This is a genomic window from Deinococcus arcticus (genome assembly GCF_003028415.1).
GTDB lineage: Bacteria > Deinococcota > Deinococci > Deinococcales > Deinococcaceae > Deinococcus > Deinococcus arcticus.
Map to the genome: position 1 here is coordinate 249,933 of NZ_PYSV01000002.1, position 25,687 is coordinate 275,619.

At 68.3% G+C, this 25,687-nt stretch carries 19 protein-coding genes; 8 read left to right on the forward strand and 11 right to left on the reverse strand.

Annotated features, from left to right (window positions below):
* Positions 1 to 16 precede the first annotated feature (16 nt).
* The 4 genes from C8263_RS03430 to C8263_RS03445 all read left to right on the forward strand — a co-directional run bounded on the left by C8263_RS03430 (position 17) and on the right by C8263_RS03445 (position 5,771).
* Positions 17 to 1,861, forward strand: a complete 1,845-nt coding sequence (locus C8263_RS03430; protein ID WP_107136695.1) for an alpha-amylase family glycosyl hydrolase — start codon at positions 17 to 19, stop codon at positions 1,859 to 1,861.
* A 448-nt stretch (positions 1,862 to 2,309) separates the two neighbouring features.
* A complete protein-coding gene (locus tag C8263_RS03435) occupies positions 2,310 to 4,121 on the forward strand; it encodes a glycoside hydrolase family 2 protein (protein ID WP_107136696.1) in 1,812 nt (603 codons plus the stop codon).
* Between the two features lie 103 nt (positions 4,122 to 4,224).
* Positions 4,225 to 5,292 (forward strand): aldose epimerase family protein, encoded by a 1,068-nt coding sequence (locus C8263_RS03440; protein WP_107136697.1) that lies wholly within the window; start codon positions 4,225 to 4,227, stop codon positions 5,290 to 5,292.
* A gap of 95 nt (positions 5,293 to 5,387) precedes the next feature.
* Positions 5,388 to 5,771 carry an NADH-quinone oxidoreductase subunit 15 gene (locus C8263_RS03445; RefSeq protein WP_107136698.1) on the forward strand — a complete coding sequence of 128 codons (384 nt, stop codon included), beginning with the start codon at positions 5,388 to 5,390 and terminating at the stop codon, positions 5,769 to 5,771.
* 262 nt (positions 5,772 to 6,033) lie between these two features.
* On the opposite strand, the gene C8263_RS03450 is transcribed toward C8263_RS03445, so the two are convergent.
* From C8263_RS03450 to ligA, 5 genes are all read right to left on the reverse strand, one after another.
* Positions 6,034 to 6,492 (reverse strand): divergent PAP2 family protein, encoded by a 459-nt coding sequence (locus C8263_RS03450; protein ID WP_107136762.1) that lies wholly within the window; start codon positions 6,490 to 6,492, stop codon positions 6,034 to 6,036.
* Positions 6,476 to 7,369, reverse strand: coding sequence for a bifunctional methylenetetrahydrofolate dehydrogenase/methenyltetrahydrofolate cyclohydrolase FolD (gene folD / locus C8263_RS03455; protein ID WP_233218619.1), 894 nt, complete (start codon positions 7,367 to 7,369; stop codon positions 6,476 to 6,478). Before folD ends, C8263_RS03450 begins: the two co-directional genes overlap by 17 nt.
* Complete coding sequence (gene nusB / locus C8263_RS03460) at positions 7,366 to 7,887, reverse strand: transcription antitermination factor NusB (RefSeq protein WP_107136699.1); 522 nt, start codon at positions 7,885 to 7,887, stop codon at positions 7,366 to 7,368. Before nusB ends, folD begins: the two co-directional genes overlap by 4 nt.
* Positions 7,884 to 8,234 (reverse strand): Asp23/Gls24 family envelope stress response protein, encoded by a 351-nt coding sequence (locus C8263_RS03465; RefSeq protein ID WP_107136700.1) that lies wholly within the window; start codon positions 8,232 to 8,234, stop codon positions 7,884 to 7,886. Before C8263_RS03465 ends, nusB begins: the two co-directional genes overlap by 4 nt.
* A gap of 137 nt (positions 8,235 to 8,371) precedes the next feature.
* Positions 8,372 to 10,411 carry an NAD-dependent DNA ligase LigA gene (gene ligA, locus C8263_RS03470; RefSeq protein ID WP_107136701.1) on the reverse strand — a complete coding sequence of 680 codons (2,040 nt, stop codon included), beginning with the start codon at positions 10,409 to 10,411 and terminating at the stop codon, positions 8,372 to 8,374.
* Positions 10,412 to 10,720: 309 nt separating this feature from the next.
* On the opposite strand from ligA, the gene C8263_RS03475 reads away from it, so the two are divergent.
* A complete protein-coding gene (locus tag C8263_RS03475) occupies positions 10,721 to 11,821 on the forward strand; it encodes a BMP family lipoprotein (RefSeq protein ID WP_107136702.1) in 1,101 nt (366 codons plus the stop codon).
* A gap of 356 nt (positions 11,822 to 12,177) precedes the next feature.
* On the opposite strand, the gene C8263_RS03480 is transcribed toward C8263_RS03475, so the two are convergent.
* Positions 12,178 to 13,245, reverse strand: coding sequence for a protease complex subunit PrcB family protein (locus C8263_RS03480; protein ID WP_107136703.1), 1,068 nt, complete (start codon positions 13,243 to 13,245; stop codon positions 12,178 to 12,180).
* A gap of 84 nt (positions 13,246 to 13,329) precedes the next feature.
* Complete coding sequence (locus tag C8263_RS03485; protein ID WP_233218620.1) at positions 13,330 to 14,982, reverse strand: DNA repair protein RecN; 1,653 nt, start codon at positions 14,980 to 14,982, stop codon at positions 13,330 to 13,332.
* Positions 14,983 to 15,198: 216 nt separating this feature from the next.
* Here C8263_RS03485 and C8263_RS03490 point away from each other — a divergent pair, with 216 nt between their 5' ends.
* Both C8263_RS03490 and pckA read left to right on the forward strand, forming a co-directional pair.
* Positions 15,199 to 16,362 (forward strand): alginate biosynthesis protein AlgP, encoded by a 1,164-nt coding sequence (locus tag C8263_RS03490; RefSeq protein ID WP_107136705.1) that lies wholly within the window; start codon positions 15,199 to 15,201, stop codon positions 16,360 to 16,362.
* A gap of 431 nt (positions 16,363 to 16,793) precedes the next feature.
* Positions 16,794 to 18,377, forward strand: coding sequence for a phosphoenolpyruvate carboxykinase (ATP) (gene pckA, locus C8263_RS03495; RefSeq protein WP_107136706.1), 1,584 nt, complete (start codon positions 16,794 to 16,796; stop codon positions 18,375 to 18,377).
* A 330-nt stretch (positions 18,378 to 18,707) separates the two neighbouring features.
* Here pckA and C8263_RS03500 read toward each other — a convergent pair whose 3' ends face one another.
* The 3 genes from C8263_RS03500 to C8263_RS03510 form a co-directional block, all read right to left on the reverse strand.
* Complete coding sequence (locus C8263_RS03500) at positions 18,708 to 20,084, reverse strand: sugar ABC transporter permease (RefSeq protein WP_107136707.1); 1,377 nt, start codon at positions 20,082 to 20,084, stop codon at positions 18,708 to 18,710.
* The gene (locus C8263_RS03505) at positions 20,081 to 21,487 is read right to left on the reverse strand and encodes an ABC transporter permease subunit (RefSeq protein WP_107136708.1); all 1,407 of its coding nucleotides are present in this window, start codon (positions 21,485 to 21,487) and stop codon (positions 20,081 to 20,083) included. The genes C8263_RS03500 and C8263_RS03505 overlap by 4 nt, the downstream gene beginning before the upstream one ends.
* Positions 21,488 to 21,842: 355 nt before the next feature.
* Positions 21,843 to 23,024, reverse strand: coding sequence for a sugar ABC transporter substrate-binding protein (locus tag C8263_RS03510; RefSeq protein ID WP_107136709.1), 1,182 nt, complete (start codon positions 23,022 to 23,024; stop codon positions 21,843 to 21,845).
* A gap of 433 nt (positions 23,025 to 23,457) precedes the next feature.
* On the opposite strand from C8263_RS03510, the gene C8263_RS03515 reads away from it, so the two are divergent.
* Positions 23,458 to 24,735, forward strand: a complete 1,278-nt coding sequence (locus C8263_RS03515; RefSeq protein WP_107136710.1) for an RsmB/NOP family class I SAM-dependent RNA methyltransferase — start codon at positions 23,458 to 23,460, stop codon at positions 24,733 to 24,735.
* A gap of 77 nt (positions 24,736 to 24,812) precedes the next feature.
* Here the strand turns inward: C8263_RS03515 and C8263_RS03520 are convergent, their stop codons facing one another.
* Positions 24,813 to 25,655 carry a hypothetical protein gene (locus C8263_RS03520; RefSeq protein ID WP_107136711.1) on the reverse strand — a complete coding sequence of 281 codons (843 nt, stop codon included), beginning with the start codon at positions 25,653 to 25,655 and terminating at the stop codon, positions 24,813 to 24,815.
* Positions 25,656 to 25,687: the final 32 nt, after the last annotated feature.

The window sequence follows — 25,687 nt, forward strand, 5'->3', positions numbered from 1 at the left end:
GCCGGAGGATGCCCCCATGTCCATTTTTCCCCTGCTGTCCACCCAACACGACCACACGCCCGCCTACACCGGGCGGCTGGGCGCGCCCCTGGGCGACACTGTTCGCGTGCGCCTGCGCACCACGCTGCCTGTTACAGAAGTCAAGTTCAAGCTGGTGCGCGTGGGCGAGATTGAAGCCCACCCCGCGCGCGAGATTGACCCCGTGGGCCCAGGGCCGGGCCGCTGGTTCGAGGCCGAGCTGCCGGTGCACGAGGGCCGCGTGCGCTACGCGTGGCAGCTGAACTTCGGTCACGACCACCTGCACCTGACCGCGCTGGGCCTGCACCGCACCCGGCGGGGCTTTCGCTCGTGGTTTACCTATCTGGCCGGGCACACGGCCCCGGAATGGGCCTGGGAGAGCGTGTTTTACCAGATCTTCCCCGACCGCTTTCGCAACGGCGACGCCAGCAACGACGTGCAGACCGGCGAATACGTGTACAGCGGGCGCACAGTGGAGCACGTGCCCTGGACCACGCCCATTGACGCCTGGGGCGACATTCACGGGCACTATGGCGGCGACCTGAACGGCATCACCCAGGCGCTGCCCTACCTGCAGGAGCTGGGCATCACGGGGCTGTGGCTGACCCCCATCTTCGTGTCACCCAGCAACCACCGCTACGACATCACCGATTACCGCCACATTGACCCGCACCTGGGCGGCGACGCGGCCTGGGACGAACTGGTGCAGGCCGCCAGCGGCGTGGGCATCCGGCTGGTGCTGGACGGGGTGTTTAACCATGTGGGCAACGAGCACGCCCTGTTTCAGGCGGCGCTGGAAGACGACGCGGCCCCCGAACGCGAGCTGTTCACCTGGCGCGACGAGCCCGGCAAACTGCCCTACCACGCCTTTTTTGACGTGCCCACGCTGCCCAAGATTGACTACCGCACTCCGGCGGCCGTTGACGAATTCTTCAGCGGCGAGGCGTCCGTGGTGCGCCACTGGCTGCGCCGGGGAGCGGCGGGCTGGCGGCTGGACGTGGCCCACATGATCGGCACGGGCGGCACCGACGAGGACAACCTGCCCCTGCACCGCACCCTGAAACGGGCCGCGCGCGAGGAACGGGCCGACGCCTACGTGTTCGGTGAGCGCTTTTACGACCCCGAACACGCGCTGGATGGCCAGGGCGAGGACGGCTCCATGAACTACCACGGCTTCGGGCTGCCGGTGATGCAGTGGCTCGCGCGCGGCAACCTGACCTTCGAGCCCTCCAACCTGGGCGGCGAGGAACTGGCCGAGGGGCTATGGGACGCCTACCACGCTCTGCCCGCGCAGGTGGCGCTGAGCATGTTCAACGTGCTGGAATCGCACGATGTGCCGCGCGCCCTGTACCGCCTGGGCAACGACCGCACCCTCTTCCGGGCGGCCCTGACCTTTCTGATGGGTTACGCGGGCGTGCCCTGCACCTACTACGGCTCAGAGGTGGGCCTGAGCCAGTCGCGCGACGGGGCCATGCCCTGGTGCCGCGAGCCCATGCCCTGGGACGAGGCCGCGTGGGACCGGGAGCTGCGCGCGCAGGTCAGGGCCCTCATTGCCGTGCGCCGCCGCGAACTGGCCCTGCAGCGCGGCAACCTGCGCTTCCTGCACGCCGAGGCCGACGCCGTGGCCTTCATGCGCGAATACACCCATGAGGACGGCCGCGTGCAGCGCGCCGCCGTGCTGGTCAGCCGTCACCCTGAGCGCCATGAGGTGGCCCTGACCCTGCCGGGCGGCGAGTGGCGCGACGCCCTGACGGGCGAGACCCTCAGCGGCGGGCAGGTGAGCGTGCAGGCGGCGGGCGGCCGGATTCTGCTGCAGGAGGCCCCAGCCACCCCGGTCGGGTGAGACACGACCCCGCTCCCCGTGGCTGGCTGGCCTGACGTCCCCACCCCTCCTTCCTTTCTCTCCTTGTCCTCTCCTCGTCCCGGCCAGGTCAGTGTGCTTGCTGACGTGGCTTGCGGCTGTCCTGCTGTTGCCCGGGTTGTTCCTGCCCGCAGCCCGGCCCCAGCAGGCAGGGTTCTGGGCCTCTCAACATCAGCACCGAATAAGCCGCCGGGCGTTTCATGGGTTTACCCTCAGAGGCGCCTGGGACTGACAGGATTTCGGAAGACGCACGCTGCTACCGTGCGACCCACCGCTCTTCTGGGGGCCGTGGCCCGACCACCGGCATCCTGGCCTGCGGTCTGTCCACCCGCGTGACCCACCCACACGACCCATCTCGAACCTGGGGCGACTCTGAAGGGGGTCTGGCTCCTGCAGGAGAGTTATGCGAACTGTGCATCCCCGTCCGCTCATGCAGCGTCCTTTGTGGTCGTCTCTGGACGGCGCCTGGGACTTCGCCTTTGACCCGCAAGCCGCACACGGCCACCCCGCTGACGTGGCCTTTGAGCAGCAGATTGAAGTGCCGTATCCGCCCGAAAGCCGGGCCAGCGGCCTGCACCAGCACGTTCATGGCCGCGCGGTGTGGTACCGCCGCACCGTGGGCTGCCCGCGCGAGTGGACGCCCGGGCGCACCCTGCTGCACTTCGGCGCGGTGGATTACCACGCGACCGTCTGGGTGAACGGCCAGAAGGCGGGCGAGCACCGGGGCGGCCACACCCCCTTCGCCGTGGACGTGACCCGCTTTGCAGACGCACCCTTTGAGGTGGTCGTGCGCGCCGAGGACGATCCCCTGGCCCTGGACCAGCCGCGCGGCAAGCAGGACTGGCTGCCGCAGCCCCATTCCATCTGGTATCCGCGCACCACCGGCATCTGGCAGACTGTGTGGGTGGAGCGCCTGCCCCACACCGCCGTGGAGCGCCTGGAACTGCAGCCGGACCTGGACACCTGGGGCGTGCATGTGCGCGCCAGTGTGCAGGGCTACCGCCCGGGGCTGAAGGTGCGCGTGCGCCTGAGCGTGCCCGGCGAAACCCTGGCCGACGATGTCTACAGCCTGAGCGCCAGTGAGCTGCACCGCGTGGTGCCGCTGCTGGACGGCGGCATTGACAGCCACCGCAGCCACCTGCTCTGGAGCCCCGAACACCCCCAGCTGATTGACGCCCTGGTGGAGGTGCTGGACGGCGGCGGCGAGGTCCTGGACCGGGTGGTGGGCTACACCGCGCTGCGCTCCGTGACGCTGGAACAGGGCCGCTTCCTGCTCAACGGCTCGCCCTATCCGCTGCGGCTGGTGCTGGACCAGGGCTACTGGCCCGAATCCCTGATGACCGCCACCAGCGACCAGTTCCGCGCCGATGTGGAACTCACCAAGCGCCTGGGTTTCAACGGGGTGCGCAAGCACCAGAAGCTGGAAGACCCGCAGTATCTGTACTGGGCCGACCGCCTGGGCCTGCTGGTGTGGGCCGAGATGCCCAGCGCCTACCGCCTGAGCGACCGCAGCATTCAGTCGGTCACGGCCGAGTGGATGGAGGCGGTTATGCGCGACCGGGGGCACCCCTGCGTGGTGGCCTGGGTGCCCTTCAACGAGTCCTGGGGCGCGCCGGACCTGACCCGGCGCGGGCGCTCGCGCTCACTGGTGCGCGCCCTGTACGAACTGACCCGCTCGCTGGATCCCACCCGGCCCGTGATTGGCAACGACGGCTGGGAAAACGACACCACCGACATCCTGACCATTCACGACTACACCCCGGCCGCCGAGGTGCTGCGTGAGCGCTACGGCACCCGCGAACAGACCCGCGAGACGCTGCTGCACGCCCGCCCCGGGGGCCGCAATCTCCTGCTGGACCCGGCGCTGGCTGACCGGGGCCTGCCAGTGATGCTGACCGAGTTTGGCGGCATTGCCTACATGCCCGATCACCAGGGTGGCTGGGGCTACAGCCACGCCCAGGACAGCGAGAGCTTCACGGCCCACTACGAGGCGCTGCTGAACGCCGTTCATGACAGCCGGGGGCTGGCGGGCTTCTGCTACACCCAGCTCACCGACACCTTCCAGGAGAAAAACGGACTGCTGGACGAGCACCGCCGCTTCAAGGGCGATCCGCTGCGAATGCTGCGCGCCACAGCAGGGCAGCGCGACCCCCGCACGGTCGGCGCCGCCGAGGTGCCTGATCCCTTCGGGTACAGCCCGGAGTGGCAGGCCAAGCAGCTCATGCACAGCTTCGGCTCGTAAGCTGGGGGCCGGGGCAGCCACCACGCCCCCTGCCCGCTTCGTCCGCCAAGGCGCAGACCCCCAGGGCCTGCGTCTTTATTTCTGTGTGCTGAAGGATGGCCCCATGACGCTGACCCCCTCCATAGAAGCCCAGCCCTGGGGCGTGACCCCGGCGGGCGAGGCCGTGACGCTCTACACCCTGCACGCTGGGCCCCTGCGCGCGCAGATCATGAATTCCGGCGGAGTGCTCGTGGGGCTGCAGGCCCCGGACCGCTGCGGCACGCCCGCCGAGGTGACCCTGGGCCACGACCACCTGGCGCCCTACCTGAGCCGCGAGACCTCGCCGTACTTTGGCGCGCTCATTGGCCGCTTCGCCAACCGAATCGCCGGGGGCCGCTTCGTGCTGGACGGGCAGCCGATCACGCTGGCGCGCAACAACGGCCCCAATGCCCTGCACGGTGGCCCGGGCGGCTTTGACGGCCAGCCCTGGCAGGCCACGCCGGATACGGGCCCGGACCACGCGCGCCTGCACCTGCGCCGCACCAGCCCGGATGGCGAGGAAGGCTATCCCGGCACACTGCAGGTCGAGGTGACCTACACGCTCACGGCCACCGAGCTTCAGCTGCGCTACCGCGCCCAGACTAACCGGCCCACCGTCCTGAACCTCACCAACCACACCTACTGGAACCTGGGGGGCAGGCGCGACATTCTCGACCACCAGCTGCAGGTGCAGGCCGGACGCTTCACGCCCACGGACAAGCAGGCCATTCCCACTGGCGAGCTTCAGGACGTGACGGGCACCCCCTTCGACCTGCGCAGGCCCCGGCGCCTGGGTGACGTACTGGCGCTGTCCCACGACCAACTGACCTTTGCGGGCGGGCTGGACCACAACTTCGTGCTGGATCAGCCCGGCCTGGACCAGGCCGCCGCCACCCTTCACGACCCGGCCAGTGGCCGCCGCCTGGACGTGCTGACCACCCAGCCGGGCCTGCAGGTGTACAGCGGCAACTTCCTGGACGGCCGCATCACCGGGCGCGGCGGCCAGCGCTACGGCCCCCGCTGGGCCGTGTGTCTGGAAACCCAGCATTTCCCTGACAGCCCCAACCAGCCCCACTTTCCCCGCACCCGCCTGGACCCCGGGGAAACGTTCGAGAGTCAGACGATCTACCGCTTCTCGGTGCAGGGCGGCTAACCCACGCCCCCAGGCTGTGCCCGGCCTGCCCACCCACCGGGCCCCGGCACCCCTTTCCACCCCCGGCCCATCCCGCTGCGCTACACTTGTGCCACATGGCACATGCACACGACTCGGCGTTGTACGCGCAGTGGGTGGAGTTGCTCGGATGGCTGGAGGCCGAGGCGGCTTCACGCGGCCTGGGCTTTGAAAAGGTCGCGGATTTTCCGGATTACATCTACCGCATGGAGCGCCCCTACGACCTGCCCACCACTGTCATGAGTGTGCGCGTGACCTCGGGCGGCCAGCCGCTGATGATCGCCGCTGTCAGCCCCCGTCACGCCGACCTGAAAGCGGTGTCGCTGCGCCTGATGGGCGGCAGCAAGCACTGGCATCTGCACGCGGGCGCGGCGGGGCTGCTGGAAGGCAAGCGTCCATTTACCCAGGCGCGGCTGGCCCTGCTGCTGGACGGCGCCGTGCAGGGCGTGCGGGCGGTTTAGCAGCGAGAGGTTGAACCAGACAGGGGCGGCGATCCACCTTCCGGATCGCCGCCGCTCTGATACGGACTGCCGTCCATTTCCGTCAAATCCGGGAAGAAGGGGGATGTTCCCCGCCTTCGGCGCTGTTCCAGCCCAATTCCCGGAAATCCGCATTTGTTCCTTCTCTACTGCGCAGCTCTTCGAGTCCATCCGGTCAAAAACATTCCGGAATGTGTTCCGGAATGTTTTGGAAGCCGTATGAGCGCCTGCCTTGAAGCGTTCGCTAGGCCCCGGAAAACGCAAGGAAGCCCGCCGCCACCCCGATCAGGGTGCCCACGAGCACTTCCAGATAGGTGTGGCCCAGCAGCACCCGCAGGGGCAGGGGAGCAAAGCCTTCGCGCACCACGGCGCGCAGTTCTTCCACTAAGTCGTTCAGCAGCCGGGCCTGCTGGCCGCTGCTGTGGCGCACACCCGTGGCGTCGTACATGACAATCAGGGCAAAGACCGCGCAGGCGGCAAATAACGGGCTGGCCATGCCCTCGGTGAGGCCCACGCCGGTGGTCAGGGCGGCCACCATGGCGCTGTGGCTGCTGGGCATGCCCCCGGTTTCCATGAACGCGCCGGGACGCCAGCGCCGCTCAATCAGCCCAATCAGCAGCACCTTCAGCACCTGGGCGCCCGTGCTGGACAGCACCGCCACCCACAGCCAGCGGTTACTCAGCAGCTCAGCGAAAGCGTCCACCACGACCCTCTTGACCCGCGGGCGCCTCGGCCGCCAGAACGGTATTCATCAGCAGTTGCGCCACCGTCATGGGGCCCACGCCGCCCGGCACCGGGGTCAGCGCGCCGGCCACCGCCGCCACGTCCGGGTGCACGTCGCCCGTCAGGCGCCCCTGGCCAGGGGCGTCTGCCACGCGGTTGATGCCCACGTCAATCACAGTGGCGCCGGGGCGCACCATGTCCGGGGTGATCAGGTGTGCACGCCCAGCGGCCACGATCAGCAGCTCGGCCTCGCGGGTCACGGCGCCCAGATCGGGGGTGCGGCTGTGGGCCACGGTCACGGTGGCGTTCGCGTTCAGCAGCAGCGCCGCCAGCGGGCGCCCCACCAGTGCGCTGCGGCCCACGATCACCGCACGCTGCCCGGCCACTGGCAGGCCATAAAACGCCAGCAGGGCCATCACCCCGGCGGGCGTGCAGGGGCGCAGGCCGGGCTGCCCGGCCCACAGCCGCCCAATGTTGACCGGGTGCAGGCCGTCCACGTCCTTCTCTGGCAGGATGGCCCCCAGCACCGGCTCGGGGTCCAGGTGGGGGGGCAGCGGCAGTTGCACGAGGATTCCATGCACCGCCGGGTCCGCGTTCAGCGTGCCCAGCAGGGCCAGCAGCTCGGCCTGCGGGGCAGCTTCGGGCAGGGCGTGCACTGCGCTGCGCAGGCCCACCTCGGCCGCCTTTCTGGCCTTGCCACGCACGTAGGCCACGCTGGCGGGGTCGTCGCCCACGCGCACCAGCGCCAGCCCCGGGGGCGCCGCCAGGCGGCCGGCACGCCGGGCGGCCTCGGCCAGCAGCGCCTGGGCTGCCGGTGCGCCGGGCAGGGGCCGGGCCAGGGCCGCGCCGGGGGTCACTCCTGCGGCTCCTGCTCCGGGCGCGGGGCAGAGTCCGGGCGGGGCCCGGGGCCCTGCGGCTCCTGCAGGCTGCGGCTCAGGCCGCCCAGCACCCCGTTCACAAAGCGCCCGGAGTCGTCGCCGCCGAACTTGCGGGCAATGCGCACGGCACTTTCAATGATGGGCGGGTGCGGCTCGCCGGTGTACAGCAGCTCAAAGGTGGCCAGCCGCAGCACATTCAGGTCCGTCTGGGCCATCTGGTCAAAGCTCCAGCCGCGAATGGTGCGCCGCAGCGTGGCGTCAATGTCCGGGCGGTGGGTGCCCAGACCGGTGACCAGTTCACCCGCAAAGGCCAGGGCCTCCTCGTTCAGGGGCGCGAAGGTGTCGTCGCCCGCGCGCATGGCGCCCTCGGTGCGGGTGAACACGCTCTGCAGGGGCAGATCACCCCGGTCAGCTTCAAACAGCACCCGGAAGGCAAATTCGCGGGCGGCGCGGCGGGTGCCCACCGGGGCGGCGGCTTTCTCACGGCGGCGGGTCACGCCGGGCTGCCTTTGGGCAGGCAGACATTGTGCACGCTCACGTTCACGGCGCGCACCTTCAGGCCGGTCATCAGTTCAATGTTCTCGCGCACGGCCTGCTGCACCTGCTCCGAGAGGGCCACGAGGTTGCGGCCAAACTCGATGTTCAGGCCCACATCCACCGTCACGTCCTGTCCTTCACGGGTCACGCGCAGAGCGCGGGGACGGCGGCCCGGCGTCTGATTGCGCAGCACCTCGTTCATCTTCAGGGGCGCCGACGCCACCTCGGTGCCGTCAATGCCGTCCAGGGTGGTCACGGCAATGTCCATCAGGACATGCTTGCTGATCTCAATTTCTGGTGTTGCCATGCTGCTCTTGCCTCCACACGCGCGCCCGTCTCGACACCCGCCTGGGCGCGCCAATAGGCTTCAGTGTATCCCGTCTCCGGGGACGGGCAGGGCCGGATGACCTCTGAGCGGGCCCCCGCTGCCTGCCGGGGCCACGCTCAGCCGGCCGTCACGCCTTTCTCGGCCAGCAGCGCGGCCAGCCCGGCCTCGTCCAGCACGCTCACCCCCAGTTCCTGGGCCCGGGTGAGCTTGCTGCCGGCCTCCTCACCCGCAATCAGGTAACTGGTCTTGCCCGTCACCGAACCCGTCACGCGGCCCCCGGCGGCTTCCAGCTGCGCCTTGATGGCGTCGCGGGGGCGGCCCAGCGTGCCGGTGATGACAAAGTTCAGGCCCCGCAGCTGCTCGCCGCGCGCCTGGGTTTCGCCCTGGGGATTCAGGCCCGCCGCGCGCAGCTTGTTCAGCAGGCGCACCGTGCCCTCTTCTTTCAGGGTCACGGCCACGGCCGCGCCAATCACCTTGCCCAGACCCGGCACCGCCTCAATCTCTTCCGGGGTGGCGTTCATCAGGGCGTCCAGGCTGCCGAAGTGCCGCGCCAGCACCTGCGCGTTGCGCTCGCCCACGTGGGGCAGGCCCAGCGCGTTGACCACCCGCCACAGCGGCTGCGTCTTGCTGGCCGAGAGCTGCGAAAGGATGTTCTGCGCTTTTTTCTCGCCGCCGCGCTCCAGACCGGCCAGCTGTTCACTGGTCAGGCTGTACAGGTCGGCGGCGTCTTTCACCAGCCCGGTGTCCAGCAACTGGGCAATCAGCTTCTCGCCAATGCCCTGAATATCCATCGCCCCGCGCGAAACGAAATACTGAATCATGCGGTACTGCTGGGCCGGGCAGGCGGGGTTCTCGCAGTAGGTGTTCGCGTCGTCCTCGTGGCGCACGGCGGGGTGGCCGCACTCGGGGCAGTGGGTGGGAAATGCAAAGGCCGCCGCCCCCTGGGGGCGCTTGTCCAGCACCACGCGCATGATCTGCGGAATCACCCCGCCGGATTTGCGCACCACCACGGTGTCGCCAAGGCGCAGGTCCAGCCCTTTGATGTAATCCTCGTTGTGCAGCGTGGCCTTGCTGACGGTGCTGCCTTCAATCAGCCGGGGCTGCAGGTGGGCCAGCGGCGCCAGCTTGCCGGTGCGGCCCACGTTCACCGTGATCGCCTCCAGCACCGTCTCCACCTCTTCCACTGGGAACTTGTAGGCAATGGCCCAGCGCGGCGCGCGGCTGGTAAAGCCCGCTTCCTCCTGCAGCCGCAGGGGATCAAGTTTGATCACGGTGCCGTCGGCGTCAAATTCAAAGTCCTGGCGCCCGGCGATCATGCGGGCGTGGTAGTCGGCCGCCGCGCCAAGGCCCTGCAGGCGCTCCGCGTGGCGGCTGACGGGAAAGCCCCGCGCGGCCAGCCAGTCCAGCACCTCGCTCTGGGTGGTCGCTGGCACCCCGTCGCGCTTGCCCAGCGCATAGAAGATGGCCTTGAGGTTGCGGGTACGCGTGACCTCCGGGTCCTTCTGCCGCAGCGCCCCGGCGGCTCCGTTGCGAGGATTTTTCAGCATCGGCGTGCCCAGTTCTTCGGCCTGGGCATTGTACGCGGCAAAGTCCACGCGGCTCATATACACCTCGCCGCGCACCTCCAGTTCGCCGCGCAGGCCCGGCAGGCTCGCGGGAATGCCCGGCACGGTCTGCACCTGCGCGGTCACGATCTCGCCGGTCACGCCGTTGCCGCGCGTGGCGGCCCACTGCAGTTCACCGTCCACGTAGTAGAGGTTCACGCTCAGGCCGTCAATTTTCAGCTCGCCGGTAAAGCTGAAGTCGTCGTGCTCGGGGGGCAGGTTCAGGGCGCGGGCCAGCTTCTCTCGCCACTCGCTGAGTTCCTCGTCACTGAACACGTTGTCCAGGCTGGTCATGGGCGTGGGGTGGTTCACCGGCACAAAGGCGCTGCTGGGCGCCCCACCCACCGCCTGCGCCGGGCTGACCCCACCGGCCAGGGCCGCTGCCTGCGCCGCCCAGTCCGGATGCTGGGCTTCCAGGGCGCGCAGCTCACGCACCAACGCGTCGTACTCGGCGTCGGGAATCAGGGGGGCGTCCAGTTCGTGGTACGCGCGGTTATGACGGGCAACCTCGGCGCTCAGGGCGAGGTAGTGGTCGAACGCGGCCGGGTTCATGGGGGTCAGGATACGGTGCGTGTGGGTGAGCGCGGGAGAATCCGGGGCTGCACAAGCTAAGGAGCGGGTCAGGTGCGGGGCTCAGGCTGTCCGGGCGGCAGGGGCCCTGGTTTGAGAAAGGCCTGAACGCCCCGCGCTGTCAGACTCTGGTGAGAATTCAAGCGTGAAGATGCTCTGAACAGTGTTCATACCCAACCCCTCATGTCAGTCAGGCCAATGTGACCCCCCACAGGGTCTAGACACCTGGGGATTTCCGTATACTCTGTTCAAGCATCCACATCTCCCATTCCACTCTTCGGAGGAAGCTCAATGAAAAAAATGCTGACCATCGCCCTTGCCCTGACCGTCTCGGTCGCCTCTGCCCAGACCGTGCGCGTGGGTCTGGCCTACGACGCCGGCGGGAAGTTCGACAAGAGCTTTAACCAGAGCGCCTATGAAGGCAGCCAGCGCGCCGTCAAGGCCTTCGGCGTTCAGACCAAGGACTTCGAGCCCAGTGACCCCAGCCAGACGGTGCAGGGCATCCGCGAGTTCGCCAACCAGGGCTTTGACCTGACCATCGGCGTGGGCTTTGCCAACAACGCCAGCATTTCGCAGGTGGCCAAGGAAAACCCCGACCTGTACTTCGGTCTGGTGGACGACGTTTCGCAGCAGAAGAACGTGGCCAGCCTGATTTTCGCTGAAGAGCAGGGCAGCTACCTCGTGGGCTACATCGCTGGCATGAACTCCTCGACGGGCGTGGTGGGCTTCGTGGGCGGCATGGACATCCCCCTGATCCACAAGTTCGAAGCGGGCTTCAAAGCGGGCGTGCGGGCCGCCAACCCCAAGGCGCGCGTGATCGCGCAGTACGTGGGCACCACCCCTGAAGCCTGGAACAACCCCGCCAAGGCCAAGGAAATCGCGGGCAGCATGCGCGCTCGGGGAGTGGACATCATCTTCGCGGCGGCCGGCGGTAGCGGTAAGGGTGTGATTGACTACATTGGTCAGAACCAGTGCCTCAAGGCCAGCCAGCTGCCCGCTGGCGTGAAGTTCAACACCAATAACTTCGCCAGCATCCGCAAGAGCGCCAGCTACACCCGCGCCTGCGCCGGCAACACCCGCCCCATGTTCTTCATCGGCGTGGACAAGAACCAGAACGTAGAAGGTGACTACGACAAGAACCCCGCCACCATGAACCACGGCCTGACCAGTATGCTCAAGCGTGTGGACAACGCCGTGTACGCGCTGATCCGTGACGTCAAGGACGGCAAGTTCAAGGGTGGCGAGCGCCGCTTCGGCCTGCGTGAAGGCGGCGTGGGCTACGCCGTGGACCAGTACAACCGCGTTCTGATCACCAGCGCCCAGGTGGCCCGCGTGGAGGCCGTGAAGGCCAAGATCATCAGCGGCGCCATCAAGGTCCCCACCACCCGCTAAATCTCGCCTCTCTGTGCAGCGCGCTCCCTGTGGGCGCGCTGTTTGCATGGCGGGAGTGGATGGGCGGCGCCGCCCCATCCTCTCGCAGTCCCATGCTCTCCAGCGTGTCCCCTCTGCGGCGGGCCCCACAGACAGGTCATACGGATTCCGTCCATTTCCGTAACATCCGGAAAGAAGGGCGATGTTCCGCTCCTACGGAGCCTTTCAGGTCCAATTCCCGGAAATCCGCATTTGTTCCTGCTCCCTCCGGTCGAAAAAATTCCGTAACACATTACGGAATTTTTCGGAAGCCGTATCACACAACAAAGAAGCCGGGCCCCCAGGGCCCGGCTTCTTCTCTAAATGGCCTGTCTTTTTTAGCGGCTCTCGCTTCCGCCCTGAATGGGCTGGCCCTGCTCGTCCACCACATTCACCCGGGTGTAGGTGCCGGGCACGCGCACCAGGGTCCAGGGACTGGTGATGGCCTGGGTGGCAAAGCCGCTGGGGGCCGTGACCCGTACCGTCAGGGTCAGGGTGCTCCCGCTGGCCGCCACGTTCGTGACCTTCACGGTATAGCCGCCGGTGGGCCGCTGGCCCAGGAACACCCCCACCAGGGTGCTGCCGGTGATGCTGGGCGGCGTGGGTGCGCCGGTCTGGCGGCCATAGGCCTGGGCGTAGAGGTTCAGGGCCGCCGCGCTGGTGGTGGCCAGCTGGGCACTAAAGGCGGTGGCAGTCGCGTTGGTGCCGCTGGCCACTTCGGTAAAGGTCACGCGCGCGCCTCCTGTGGGGGTGCCCGGGGTGGGCGGGGTGGGGGTACTAGCCTGGGGCACGTTCGGCAGGATGTACAGCCCGGTGCGCAGGTATTCACTGGGGGCCGGTTCAATGGTCAGGGGCGCGTCGGGCAGGGTGCGCTCGTCCAGCACGGCCACCGCCAGCGGGCCCTGCCCCAGCAGTTCGCGGCCCAGGGCGCGGCCCTCGTCGGCGCTCAGGCGACCGGCGCCCTGCAGGCCGTCCACCGGGGTGCCGGAAACGGTGCCCTGCACGCCACCCAGCCTGGTCCAGGTGCGGCCGTCTGTGTAGTACACGGCGCTCAGGCTGGTGCCGGGCTGCGGAGTCACGGTGAACAGGCCACTGGTACTGCGCGTCACAGACAGCTTCTGGGCCATGGGCGTGGTGGGCAGGCGGTAGGTGGCGTTGCCGTTGACGCTCAGGGTGCCGCTCAGGGCCAGATTACCGCTCCCCTGGGCACGCAACTCTACCGGCGTGTTGCCCAGCTTGACGCTGCTCTGGCCGCCCTGGGCGGTGCCGTACACCCACACCACCCGCTCCTGGGTGCCGCCGTACAGCAGCGCCTCATGCACGCGCAGGTTGCCGGGCCCCGTCATGGTGCACGCACTCAGAAGTCCGGCCGTCAGGGGCAGGACCAGCCATGGGAATCGCTTCATGCCGCCCAGCTTAGGGAGCCGGTCTGACCGGGGACTGAAGGGTGCCTTGACCCAACCCAGAGGAACAGCCCCGCCGCGCCGCCTTCAGGCGGGGGCGCCCAGCAGTTCGCGGGCGTGCTCGAGCGCCGCTTCACTGGTGTTGCCGCTGAGCATCCGCGCAATTTCTTCGAGGCGTTCTTGAACGTCCAGCAGGCGCACGCGGCTGACAGTGCGCCCGGCCTCCACACTCTTTTCCACCTTGTAGTGGTGATGGGCCTGGGCGGCAATCTGCGCGAGGTGGGTGACCACCAGCACCTGCCGCGACCCTGCCAGGGTGCGCAACTGTGCGGCCACGGCGTGTGCGGCGCTGCCACCAATCCCGGCGTCCACCTCGTCGAACACCACGGCGGGGGTATCGGCCCCCAGCACCGTGCTGATGGCCAGCATCACGCGTGACAGCTCGCCCCCCGAGGCCACGTCTGCCAGCGGCGCCAGCGCCTCGCCGGGGTTGGCGGTGAAGTGCAGCGCCACGTCGCTCAGGCCGTAGGCCGCCGGCTCGGCCAGCGCCGAACACTGAAATTCCAGCCGGGCGTGCGGCATGCCCAGTTGCCGGATCACCGCCAGCAGCGCCTGGGCCAGCGGGGGGGCGTGCGCCCGGCGGGCGTGGTCCAGGGCTTCCCCGGCCCGGTCCAGAGCGGCGTGCAGGCGCGCCACCTCGTCGTCCAGGGTGCCGGCGTCCTGCTCGTCGCGCTGCAGGGCGGCCAGTTCCCCTTCCACCTGCGCCTGAAAGGCCACCACATCGTCCAGGGTGGGGCCGTACTTGGCGCGCAGCTTGCCCAGCACGCCCAGGCGCGTTTCCACGCGGGCCAGCTCCTCGGGATCGGGGGCCTGATCCTCGGCCACGCCGCGCAGTTCGCCCACCACGGCCTGAATGCTGTCCAGGGCTTCTTTCAGTTCACGCTGCAGCTGCGCGCTGGTGTCGTCGTAGCGCGCGCTGGTGTTCAGGGCGCGGGCGGCCTCATTCAAAAAGCCCAGGGCGTTCTCTTCACCGTCGCTGAGCAGGTTCAGGGCGGCGGCAGCACTCTGGGCAATGGTGTCCAGGTTCGCCAGCCGGGTCAGGTCGGCCTGCAGGGGCTCTTCCTCGCCGGGCTGCGGGGCCACCTCGGCAATTTCCCGGGCCTGAAAGCCCAGCAGGTCCAGCTGCCGAGCCCGCTCTCGCTCGCTGGCGCGCAGGGCGTCCAGGCGCGCGCGGGCCTCGGTCCAGGCACGCCACGCTCCGGCGTAGGCGGCCGTTTCCCCGGGCAGCTGCCGGTCCAGCAGGGCGCGCTGATTGGCCGGGGTCAGCAGGCTCACCGCGCTGTGCTGCCAGTGGATGGTCAGGCGCCGGGCGGCCCAGTCCTGCAACTCGCGCAGGCTGACCACCTCGCCGTCCAGCCGGGCGGTGCTGCGGCCCTGGGTGGTCACGCGGCGGCTGGCCACATCGTCGGCCCAGAAGCCGGTCACCAGCAGGTCGGTCTCGCCGCTGCGAATCAGGTCGGTGTTGGCGCGCGAGCCCAGCAGCAGGCCCAGGGCGTCCACGATGATGCTCTTGCCCGCGCCGGTTTCGCCGGTAAAGACACTCAGGCCTGCGCCGAAGTCCAGGCTCAGCGCCTCGATGGTTGCCAGGCGCCGGACCTCCAGTCGGGTCAGGGGTGGGCCGGCCGGGGGCGCGGGGGCCACGGCGGGTGAATCTGCTGCGCGGCGGGCCTTACGGGTCACGCCCCCGAGTCTACCCCGGGGACCGCTGCCCCGAATGCGACGCGGTTTCCACCTGGACCGGCCCAGGCGGGGCGCGGCCAAACATGAAATTGCCGTTACAGTCTCCCCACGTTCTGGGGTGCTCCGGTTGGCCACAATAACGGCCGTGGGTGGCGTGCCCCCGGCCCATCTGGGGTGCGGTGGGCCGCAGACGCCACCGTCCATAAGGAGAGAGCCATGACCAATGAATCCACGGGCGGCGTGAGCAAGCGCAGCCTGCTGCTGCTGGGGGGCCTGGCTGCCCTGGCCCTGAACAAAGACACCCGCCGCGCCCTGGTGCACGGCAGCCGCTCAGCCTGGAGCGGCACCCAGGAGACGGTGACAGGCACCTTGACCCCGGCCCTGCTGGGCGCCGCGCACTCGGCCAGGGAAGTGGCGGTGCACACCGCCTCCTCCCTGCGTGAAGAGGGTGTCCCCAGGGCCGGCGCCCTGCTGAGTCAGGTCGCGCATGTGGCCGGGGAGATCGTGGGCCAGGCCCAGGAACGCGCCCTGCACCTGGCGGGCGAGGCCGGACAGGCGACCGCCCATGTGGCCGCGCGGGGTGGCGAGCGCGCCAAGCAGGCGCTGCAGGTGGCGCAGGTGGGCGTGGGCCATACCGTGGCCGATGCCCAGGGCGCCGGCCGTGAACTGCTGGCCAGCGTACATGACCGCGTGGGCCACGTCCTGCATGAGGCCGCCGACGGCCATGAGGCCCGCAAGCGCCGTGCTGAGCGCACCCTGCGCCAGGCCCGCCGCGAAGCGACGCGCGAACTGCAGAGCGGCAAGAAGGTGCTGGGGGCTCACCAGCTGGAAAAGGCGGTCGCCAAGCGCGTGGCCCCACTGGAAAAACAGCTGACGCGCGAGCTGCGCCTGCTGGACAAGCAGCGCCAGCGTGCCCGCCGCGATGACAGACGCGGCGGTGGGGTGGGCGGCGGCGTGACGGCCCTGCTGTTGCTGGGCACCGGCGCGGTGGTGCTGGCCCGTGTGCCTGCCGCCCGTCAGGGCATTCTGAACGCCGTGGAGGGCCACAGCCCCGAGGCGGCGCAGTCACTGCGGCAGGCAGGCCGCAACGCCCGCAACCTGATCGGCACGATGTGGCTGGAGCGCATTGAGGAAGACAAGGCCACCCCGGCCCCCGGTGCGGCGCGCCCCACCCAGGCGGCCACCACGGGCGGCACCTGGGGCGGCGCCGTGGCCCCGGATTCGCCCGCTGCTGCCAGGACCACCGCCGAGACGGACAAGGCCGAGGCCAAAGCCAGCGAAGCCAAAGCCACTGACGCCAACGCCGAGGCCGCCAAAGCCAAGAGTGACACCCCCAAAGCGGATGCCAAGGGTGGCAAGCCCGCCACTCCGGCCCACTGAGGCCACAGCGCCCCCTAGCCTCCTGATTCGTCGGGAGGCTTTTTTGTGGCTGGCTGTAGCCCTCAGGCTTGCTCAGGGAGGCAGCGCCATCCCTGCTCGGTTCGTCATCTTTCCTCTCTGAGGCATCAGGACGACCAAATCCGTCGCCCGCACCCCGTTCACCGTCCCGTATCCCTGGCCGGCGACCTGTCATCTGTCGAACGAACGCTTGTTTGGCGTGGCGAACAGGCAAGATAGAGGCCACAGCCCATTCACATGGCAGGTTGTCTGCGGACCCCAGACGGGAGGGGCTGTTGTTTCCGGAGGCGTGACACCACTAAAGTTGGCGTGGAACCGTTTCCTGGGCGACAATTCTGGGGTCATTCCGTACACGAACCCTGTTCGTTCTTCCCGCTGCTACCCTGGCAGTGTTCCCACCTCCGGAGGTTTCCATGAGCCTGACCGCCCCCAATCCCCTGGCCGATCTCGGCATTAAAACCACCGTGCATCTGAACCCTGGCGTGGACGAGCTGTATGCCCACGCCATTCGTCTGGGCGAGGGCGTGCAGGCCGCCACTGGCCCGCTGACGGTGCGCACCAACAAGACCGGCCGCAGCCCCAAGGACCGCTTTATCGTGGAAGACGACCTGACCCGGGACACCGTGTGGTGGGGCGGCTTTAACACCCCGATTGGCGCTGGGGTCTTTGACCGCCTGCTGGAGAAGATGACCCGCTTTGCCGAAGGCACAGAGCTGTTTGTGCAGCAGGTGTACGCGGGCACGGACCCCCGCTACCGCATTGGCTGCCGCATGGTCACCGAGATGGCGTACCACTCGCTGTTTATCCGCAACATGTTCGTGCGCCCCACCGAGGCCGAACTGGCCGGCTTTCACGAGGACTGGACGGTGCTGAACATGCCGTCGTTCCGGGCCGACCCGGCCACCGACGGCACCCGCAGCGACACCTTCATCATCGTGAACTTCACGCGCAAGATGATTATTGCGGGCGGCACGCAGTACGCGGGCGAAAACAAGAAGGGCATTTTCGGGGTGCTGAACTACCTGCTGCCCGCCCAGGGCGTGATGCCCATGCACTGCTCGGCCAACGTGGGCGCGGACGGCGACGTGGCGCTGTTCTTTGGCCTCAGCGGCACCGGCAAGACCACTCTGTCGGCGGACCCCAGCCGCAAGCTGATCGGTGACGACGAGCACGGATGGACCGATACCGGCATCTTCAACTTCGAGGGCGGCTGCTACGCCAAGGTGATCAACCTGAACCCCGAAGCTGAGCCCGCCATCTATCAGACCACCCGCACCTACGGCACGGTGCTGGAAAACGTGGTGCTGAACGGTGACGGCACACCGGACCTGAACGACGGCAGCCTGACCGAAAACACCCGCAGCGCCTACCCCATTGACCAGATTGCCAACGTGCAGCCCGGTAGCCTTGCCGGCCACCCGAAAAACATCGTGTTCCTGACCGCCGACGCCTATGGGGTGCTGCCGCCCATCTCGCGTCTGAGCCCCGAACAGACGATGTACCAGTTCATCAGCGGCTTTACCGCCAAGATTCCCGGCACCGAAGACGGCGTGACCGAGCCCAGCCCCACCTTCAGCACCTGCTTCGGCGCGCCCTTTATGCCCCGCCACCCCGGCGAGTACGCCCGCCTGCTGGCCCAGAAGGTGCAGGAGAGCGGCGCCCGCGTATGGCTGGTGAACACCGGCTGGACCGGCGGCAAGTACGGCACCGGCAAGCGCATGAGTATTGCCCACACCCGCGCCATGCTCAGCGCCGCCCTGTCCGGGGCACTGGACGGGGTGGCCTTTGAAACCGAGCCTTTCTTTGGCCTGGAGATTCCCACTGAGGTGCCGGGCGTGCCCGCCGCTGTGCTCAATCCCCGCGACGCCTGGAGCGATCAGGCCGCCTACGACGAAACCGCCCGCAAGCTGGCCCGGATGTTCCGCGAGAACTTTGGACGCTTTGAAGATGGCGTGGAACTGGCCGTCACCGCCAGCATGCCCAACCCCGACGCGTAAGGACGAGAGAAGGAGGCGCCCGCAGAGCTGCTGCGGGCGCTTCTTTTGCCGGGCGCACACCAAGGAGCACATGCAGCCTGGGCGCGCCGTTTGGCCTGCTGTGGGCGGCCGTCCGTTCCTTTGGCGCCTTGTCCTGTTCCGGGTTGCGTCTCTTCACGCCCGGAAGCCCGGCTCTTCCTCGATTTGCCCGGCGTTCGTCGTGGATACAAGCGGTGGATTCCCTGAGCAAGCCACAGCAGGCCAATTCCGCCCCCTTGCTCGCCTCCTGTTTCAGCCAGAAGACATGGCGCGCGCTGGCGGTGGCCAGCGCGCGCCGTCCCGTATGCTTCTTTACTCTTTCACACCGCCGGCCACAGCGCCGCCCACGAAGAAATTCTGGAAGGCGTAGAACAGCGCGATGATCGGCAGGGCGCCCAGGGTGGCCGCCGCCGCGAACACGCCCCATTTGGTGCTGAACTGCCCGGTGGTAAAGGAGCGCAGCATCACGCCCACCGTCCACTGCTCCACGCCGGTGAGCAGCACATTGGCCAGAATGAACTCGGCATAGGTGCCGATGAACTGGTTCAGGAAGATGAACACCATCATCCCGCCCGAGAGGGGCAGGACCACGCGCAGGAAGGTCTGCCAGCGGGTGGCGCCGTCCACCATCGCGGCTTCTTCCAGCGATTCGGGCAGGCTTTCCACGTAGCCCTTGAAAATCCAGGTGTTAAAGGCGATGGCGCCGCCCGAGTACGCCAGGATCAGGCCGGTGAAGGTGTTGGCCAGCCCCAGGTCGGTGAGCATCTTGTACACCGCCACCAGCGCCAGGAACACGGGGAACATCTGGATAAAGATGAAAAACAGCAGCGTCTGGAAGCGGCCGGCGAAGCGCAGCCGGGCCATGGCGTAACCGGCAGTGGTGGACAGGATGATGGCCAGAAGGCCGGTAATCCCCGACACCAGCAGCGTGTTACGCACCGAGAGCACGAATTTGCTCTCGTTGGTCTCGCCCGTGAACTGCGCCGGGGTCATGAACACCACGATCAGGGCCAGGGCGCCCAGCAGCAGCCAGCCGGCCCAGCGCATGGGCGTGCGCAGGCCCTCGGGGCGGCCCGACAGCTTGCCCACACCTTTCATAAGCAGCAGCGCGGCCCCAGCAGCGCCGCCCAGGACCGCCAGCACCAGTTGCCACAGCGGCACGGTGAAGCCTTCAAACAGCTTGGCGAAGTTTTCGTAGCTCAGCACCTGCAGGTTGGGCAGCAGGCCGGAGCGGTACAGGATGTTGGGGTTGCTGAAGTCCGGGAAGGCAAACAGGCTGTTGCGCGGATCGAACGCCGCGATCAGCACGTACAGCAGCGGGTAGATGGCCACCAGCACCACCAGAATCAGAAACAGGTGGGTCAGCTGCGTGCCCAGCACCGCCCAGTAACTGATGCGCCGCCCGGTACGCACCATCCCCAGGCGCTGCCCCAGGAAGCTGGTCAGGGCCAGCAGACCAGCTGCGCCCAGCAGGAAGGCCAGGAAACGCACCCAGCCGTGTTCCACGAAATAAATAGAAAAGCTTTTCTGCTTGCCCTGCAGGCTGTCCACCAGCACAGAACCCAGGTAGCCCAGGCCCAGCACAATGGCGGCCAGCACCAGCCACGGCAGCGCGCGGCGCAGCGGCCCGGGTTCGCGGTGAACATAGCCGCCCGGGGGCAGCGAGGACGGACCAGGCACAGAGGTCATTTGCGGGCCTCCTCAAACACCCCGGCCGCCTTGAAGTTCACGACGCTGATGGCCAGGGTCAGGAAAAAGATGATCAGGGCGATGGCGCTGGCCAGGGCGAAGTTCTGGCCGCCGCTGGACACGAACGCCGTGTTGTAGCCCCACGACAGCAGGATGTCGGTGCTCTGCGCGGTGCTCTCGCGGCCTTCCTGGGCGGGGCCGCCCGCCGTGAGCAGATAAATAATGCCGAAGTTGTTGAAGTTAAAGGCGAAGCCCGAAAGCAGAATCGGGGTGAACGACGTGCGCAGCAGCGGCAGGGTAATGCCGGTGATCTGCTGCCAGCGGCTGGCACCGTCAATCTCGGCGGCCTCGTACAGGTCGTCGTTGATGGTGCTCAGGGCGCTGATGGTGGCGGTCATCATGTATGGAAAGCCCAGCCACAGGTTCACCAGCAGAATGCTGATCTTGGCCCACAGCGGATCGTTCAGCCAGGGAATCGCCACAATGCCCAAGAGTCCCAGCGACTTGTTCACGATGCCAAACTGCTGGTTGAACAGCGCCACCCACATCTGCACGCTGATGACGGCCGGAATGGCCCAGGGCAGGAACAGCAGCGTGCGGTAGATGTTGCGGCCCTTGAGGTTCTTGTTGTACAGCAGGATGCCCAGAATCAGGCCCGCCAGCGCGTTGATGACCACCGTGCTGAAGGCAAACACGACCGTCCACAGAAACACCGGCCACAGGGCGCGGCTGGCCTTGCTGAAAATTTCCTGGAAATTGGCCAGCCCCACGTAGCCGTAGCGGTTGATGCGGGTGGCCTGAACCACCGCCAGGGTTTCCGTGACCGGGGCGCTGAGGGTCACGCGGCTGCCGTCTACACTGGCAACCTTCTGCCGCACGGGAGTGGAGGCTTCCTCGTCATACAGCACGATGGTGTCCCCGGCGCAGGTGGGGGCCTTACATTTCAGGAACTGCGCTGCGGTTTCTTCGCCCAGCTCTGGCAGGGTCAGCACCCGGCGGTCGCCACTGAGGGTGGCCGCTGTGCGCGCCGCGCTGTCGGGGCTGCCGCTGTTCTGCCCGCTGTAGTTGGTAAAGGCGTAGTTGATGGTCAGAATGACCGGCACCACCGTAAAGGCCAGCACAAACACCAGCGCTGGCAGCAGGTAAAACCACGAGCCAATCCAGGGAAAGGTGTTATAGGTCAGTGGGGCCAGCACCGCCAGGGCCAGCAGCGACCACACCAGAATCAGATACGCGGGAGCGCCGGGCACCACCTGGGCGGTGACCAGCGAGAGCAGCCAGCCGAGCAGCACGCTGGCGCCCAGCAGGGCAGCCAGCACCAGCACAGCCAGCAGAAAACCGCGTGTGCCTTGCGGGGCCGGGGCGGGGCGCCGGGGGGCGCGAACAGGCAGCGGAGTTGTCATGAACGGTGGAGACCTCCCTGGCACATGGCCGGCAGAAAAGGCGCAGTGAACACAAAGGCAGCGGACGCTGAGAGAGAAGTGTGCTCTACCCTACCCCAATGGCTGTGGGGGCGGCGGACTTATCCAGATGCCCGCTGCTGAGGAGGCGCCGGCGCGGCTCTGGGGCATGAAGGAGCAGGGCCAATCAGGCCCCTGCAGGGGCGGAGCAGCACCCTCAAGCCGTCCAGGCCGGCACCCTCAGCAGTGGGCGGCAGCGGCCTGGGCCCACAGCAAAACGTCCAGAACCGGCGGAACTGCTGCCGCTTCTGGACGAACAGGGGAACGCGCCTGAACCTGCGCACGTTCCCCGAAGCCCTTACTTGATGGCGCCGTTGATTTCCTGCACAGCCTTGTCCAGGATCTGCGCGTAGTTCTGGTTGGCCTTCTGCACGCTCTGGGCAATGGCGCTGCTCCAGGGGCTCCACACCGCGCCCATCTGGGGCACGTTGGGCATAGGGGTGCCGGCGCTGATGGCGCGGCCAAAGCCCACCACCACGGGGTCGCTCTTGAGCTTGGTGCGGGCCGAGAGGCTCACGGGGATACGGCCGCCGGCCTTGTTAAAGGCCACCTGCGCGTCGCTGGACGAAATCTGCTTGGCAAACTGCGCGGCCACCGACTTCTGCTTGCTGTAAGCGTTCATCAGGGTGCCCTGCACGCCCACGAAGGGGCTCCACTTGCCGCTGGCGCCAGGAGGGGTGGGGAAGTTCATGATGCCGTAGTCAATGCCGGCCTTCTTGATGTCGCCCATGTCCCAGGGCCCGGTCAGCAGCATCGCCAGGCGGCCATCCACGAACGCGCTCTTGGCGGCGCCGCCGTCCACACCCTCGGGCACGAGGTTGTACTTGTAGCGCAGATCGTTCAGGAAAGCGCTGGCCTTGTCGGCGCCCGCGTTGCCCAGGCCCACGTCCTTGACGTTCAGGGTGCCGCCGTTGTTCTTGAACACGTAGCCGCCGTACGCACTGATGATGCCGTACTGCATGTAGGCGTTGCTCAGGTCCGCGAGGTAGCCGAAGCGGCCGCTGCCGGTGTTCTTCTGGGCGGTGGCCAGGAACTGCGCCCAGGTGGTGGGAGCGTTGGGCACCAGCTTCTTGTTGTAAATGACGGCCACGGCCTCGGCGAACATGGGAATGCCGAACAGCTTGCCCTGGTAAGTCATGGCGTTGATGGCGGTGCGGTCATAGTCCGTGCGGCTGGTCACGTACTTGTCCATGGGCTCAATCACGCCCGCCGCCGCCAGCTGGCCCAGACGGTCCTGGGGCAGGGTGGTCACAAGGTCCGGACCCTGGCCCTTGGGCGCACTCTGAATCAGCTTGTCGGGAATCTGATCAAAGGGCACCGACACCAGGTTGACGGTGTGGCCCGTCTTGGCCTTGAACTGCGCGGCCTGGGCACGCAGCCAGGTCAGTTCGCCCTCGCCAAAGTGCGTCCACACCGTGATGGTGGCGGCGCCGGCTTGGCCCAGCAGGGCAAGAGACAGAAGAGTCAGGGCTTTTTTCATAAGGCTCCTTGGATGGTGGGCGATTCGTATGAACCGCTTCCACTCGGGGTTGTGGGTCCACTGGCGTTCTGCAGCGGGCGGGGGTGCCCGGCCGAAGGCCAAGGCGAGCACCTCGGCAAGCTTGAATTCCGGTTGCTCATGAACAGTATAGGCCGCGCGCCCCCACTTGACAATGACCTGAACTCTCCTATTTTTCACGTGTCAGTCAGTCTGCAGTCACCTTCACTCAATGTGGAACGGCTGCCCGGGTGGGGCAGATAGGGGCCAGCGCTGCACTGGCAGGATGGAAGCGGTTCAGCCTACTGTAGCCGATGAACGCGGGCGCCCGCCACCTGCCGCTCTAGGCACCTTCTGGCCGCCCGGTGGTGGGGCCACAGGGCCGCCGCTGGGGGGCGCAGGACACCTGCCCACGGGGCCCGCGTACACTGCCCGGATGACCCAGACGCCTCCCCGTTCCCTTCGTGATCGCCCCGGCCCCCACAACCCGGCCCGCGAACTGGCGGTGCGCGTGCTGGTGCGGGTGCTGGGCGGCGAGACTTTCGCGGCGCCTGCGCTGGACGCCGCGCTTAACCAGGCCCGGCTGCCGGGGCGGGACGCCGGGCTGGCCACCCACATCGTGTACGGCAGCCTGCGGCGCGTGCTGAGCCTGCAAGCCGCCCTCTCACCCCTGCTGCGCGGCCCCACCCACCCCAAAACGCGCGCCCTGCTGCTGGCCGGCGCCTTTGAAAAGCTGTATCTGGGCACCCCGGTGCACGCGGTGGTCAGCGACTACGTGAATCTGGCGCGCGCGGCCCGGCTGGCCCCCCCGGGGCTGGTGAACGCCGTGCTGCGCCGCGTGACCCTGGAGGGCGTGGACGTGACTCCCCCGGCCGAGCTGCCCGCGTGGCTGGCCGAACTGTACCGCCGCGCCTACGGCGAGGCCGCCGAGCGGGTGATGGCCGACCTGCTGACGCCGCAGCCCCTGTGGCTGAGTCTGTCGGATGAGGGCGTGCGGGCCCTGGAGCAGGAAGGCAGCGTGGTGGAGGCTGGCCCCCAGGGCGTGGACCGGGTGGGCCTGGAGCGCCCACTGCGCCAGACAGCGGCCTATGCGCGCGGGCAGGCCCAGCCCATCAACCCGGCCAGCATGGCGTGTGTGGACGCCCTGGGCGACGTTGCCGGCGCGCGGGTGCTGGACCTGGCCGGGGGTGCGGGCGTGAAGGCCGCCATGCTGGCGACACGCGGCGCGAAGGTGACCAGCGTGGACCTCGTGGGCGCCAAGCACGAGGCCGCACGCGCCAACCTGCGCCGGCTGGGCCTGAAGGCCGACTTTCTGACCCACGACCTGACCGGGCCGCTGGCCGCAGAGCCCGCGCCCTTTGTGCTGCTGGACGCTCCCTGCACCGGCAGCGGCACCCTGCGCAGCCACCCGGAAATCAAGCTGCGCCTGACCCCGGAGGCGGTGGAAGCTATGGCGCAGTTGCAGGGCCAGATGCTGCCGCACGCTGCCGCGCTGGTGGCGCCCGGCGGCACCCTGGTCTATTCGGTGTGTAGCGTGACCCCGCACGAGGGGCCAGAGGTGGTGGCACGCTTTCTGGAGGCCCAGCCGGACTTTGTGGCCGAGGCGGTGCCCGGCCTGGAGGTGCCCAGCGTGCCTGCCGGCCCCGGCGTGCTGACGGTGCCCGAAGGCGGCATAGACGGCTTCTTTATTGCCCGGCTGCAGCGGCAGGCGTAAGCACGACGGCCGGGCGGCCTTGTGGAGTGGTGGGCCCATTCGGCGCGGCCCTGCACGCCCAGGGGCAAAGGGCTCGGCTACCCCTCCTGCCAGCGCGGTTCCGGGGCGCCTGGCTCGTGCGCCTGCCCGGCCAGGGTGTCCAGCCAGCCCCGGTCCAGGGTCACCGCCCAGCACTCGCCCCAGGGCAGGGTGAACAGGCTGGCGCTCAGGGTGGCGCGGCGCCCGGGCTGGTCCAGGGTGGTCAGGGCCTGCCGCGCGCCGAACAGGGGCGGCTGCGCGCTCCAGCCCTGCTCAGCCGCCTGGGCCAGCCAGTGGGCGAAGGCGGCCCGCAGATCGCTGCCCGGGGCCAGCAGCAGCAGGACAGAACCTGGATCGCCCGACCAGCGCTGCCCCGGCGGAGGCGAGAGCCACAGGGTGCCGGGGACCTCGGGGTCCGGGTAGGGCACCCAGCGCAGGGGATGGGGGCCGTGTGGCCACAGCGCGTCAGGGAGCAGCGCGCGGTCTGCTTCTGCCCGGAACGCCTGGGCCCAGGGCGCAAAGCCCACCCCGCCCAGGCGCAGCGGGGGCAGGGCAGCCGCCAGGGCTGCCATCGTCGCGCGGTGGGCCAACCCGCGCGCGGTTTCGTCGGCTGGCAGCTCCAGCAGCACCGCCTCTTCCCCACCCCACCCGGCGCGGTACAGCCCCAGTGGGTTCACGCTGGGCGGCCACGCCACGCCCGACAGCCCCGCCGGCACATCCCCCACCCGTTTCATCCGCTGAGGATTGGGGGGAAAACTGGCCGGACGCCGCAGCACCGACAGGGCAAAGCGCAGACGGCCCAGCCACGACCAGTGCAGGGGCCGACCCACAACGACCTCGCCCAGCGTGCTCCGCGCCGGGTCGCCGGGATACACGAACGTCCACTCTCCCTTCTGGCCCATACGCCCCAGCATAAAACCGGGCCCCAGCTGCA

What these genes read in the sequence shown, in the direction of transcription:
- C8263_RS03430 (WP_107136695.1), top strand. Translation starts at nt 17, where the DNA reads ATGTCCATTTTTCCCCTGCTGTCCACCCAACACGACCACACGCCCGCC.
- C8263_RS03435 (WP_107136696.1), top strand. Translation starts at nt 2,310, where the DNA reads ATGCAGCGTCCTTTGTGGTCGTCTCTGGACGGCGCCTGGGACTTCGCC.
- C8263_RS03440 (WP_107136697.1), top strand. Translation starts at nt 4,225, where the DNA reads ATGACGCTGACCCCCTCCATAGAAGCCCAGCCCTGGGGCGTGACCCCG.
- C8263_RS03445 (WP_107136698.1), top strand. Translation starts at nt 5,388, where the DNA reads ATGGCACATGCACACGACTCGGCGTTGTACGCGCAGTGGGTGGAGTTG.
- C8263_RS03465 (WP_107136700.1), bottom strand. Translation starts at nt 8,234, where the DNA reads ATGGCAACACCAGAAATTGAGATCAGCAAGCATGTCCTGATGGACATT.
- ligA (WP_107136701.1), bottom strand. Translation starts at nt 10,411, where the DNA reads ATGAACCCGGCCGCGTTCGACCACTACCTCGCCCTGAGCGCCGAGGTT.
- C8263_RS03475 (WP_107136702.1), top strand. Translation starts at nt 10,721, where the DNA reads ATGAAAAAAATGCTGACCATCGCCCTTGCCCTGACCGTCTCGGTCGCC.
- C8263_RS03480 (WP_107136703.1), bottom strand. Translation starts at nt 13,245, where the DNA reads ATGAAGCGATTCCCATGGCTGGTCCTGCCCCTGACGGCCGGACTTCTG.
- C8263_RS03490 (WP_107136705.1), top strand. Translation starts at nt 15,199, where the DNA reads ATGACCAATGAATCCACGGGCGGCGTGAGCAAGCGCAGCCTGCTGCTG.
- pckA (WP_107136706.1), top strand. Translation starts at nt 16,794, where the DNA reads ATGAGCCTGACCGCCCCCAATCCCCTGGCCGATCTCGGCATTAAAACC.
- C8263_RS03500 (WP_107136707.1), bottom strand. Translation starts at nt 20,084, where the DNA reads ATGACCTCTGTGCCTGGTCCGTCCTCGCTGCCCCCGGGCGGCTATGTT.
- C8263_RS03505 (WP_107136708.1), bottom strand. Translation starts at nt 21,487, where the DNA reads ATGACAACTCCGCTGCCTGTTCGCGCCCCCCGGCGCCCCGCCCCGGCC.
- C8263_RS03510 (WP_107136709.1), bottom strand. Translation starts at nt 23,024, where the DNA reads ATGAAAAAAGCCCTGACTCTTCTGTCTCTTGCCCTGCTGGGCCAAGCC.
- C8263_RS03515 (WP_107136710.1), top strand. Translation starts at nt 23,458, where the DNA reads ATGACCCAGACGCCTCCCCGTTCCCTTCGTGATCGCCCCGGCCCCCAC.
- C8263_RS03520 (WP_107136711.1), bottom strand. Translation starts at nt 25,655, where the DNA reads ATGGGCCAGAAGGGAGAGTGGACGTTCGTGTATCCCGGCGACCCGGCG.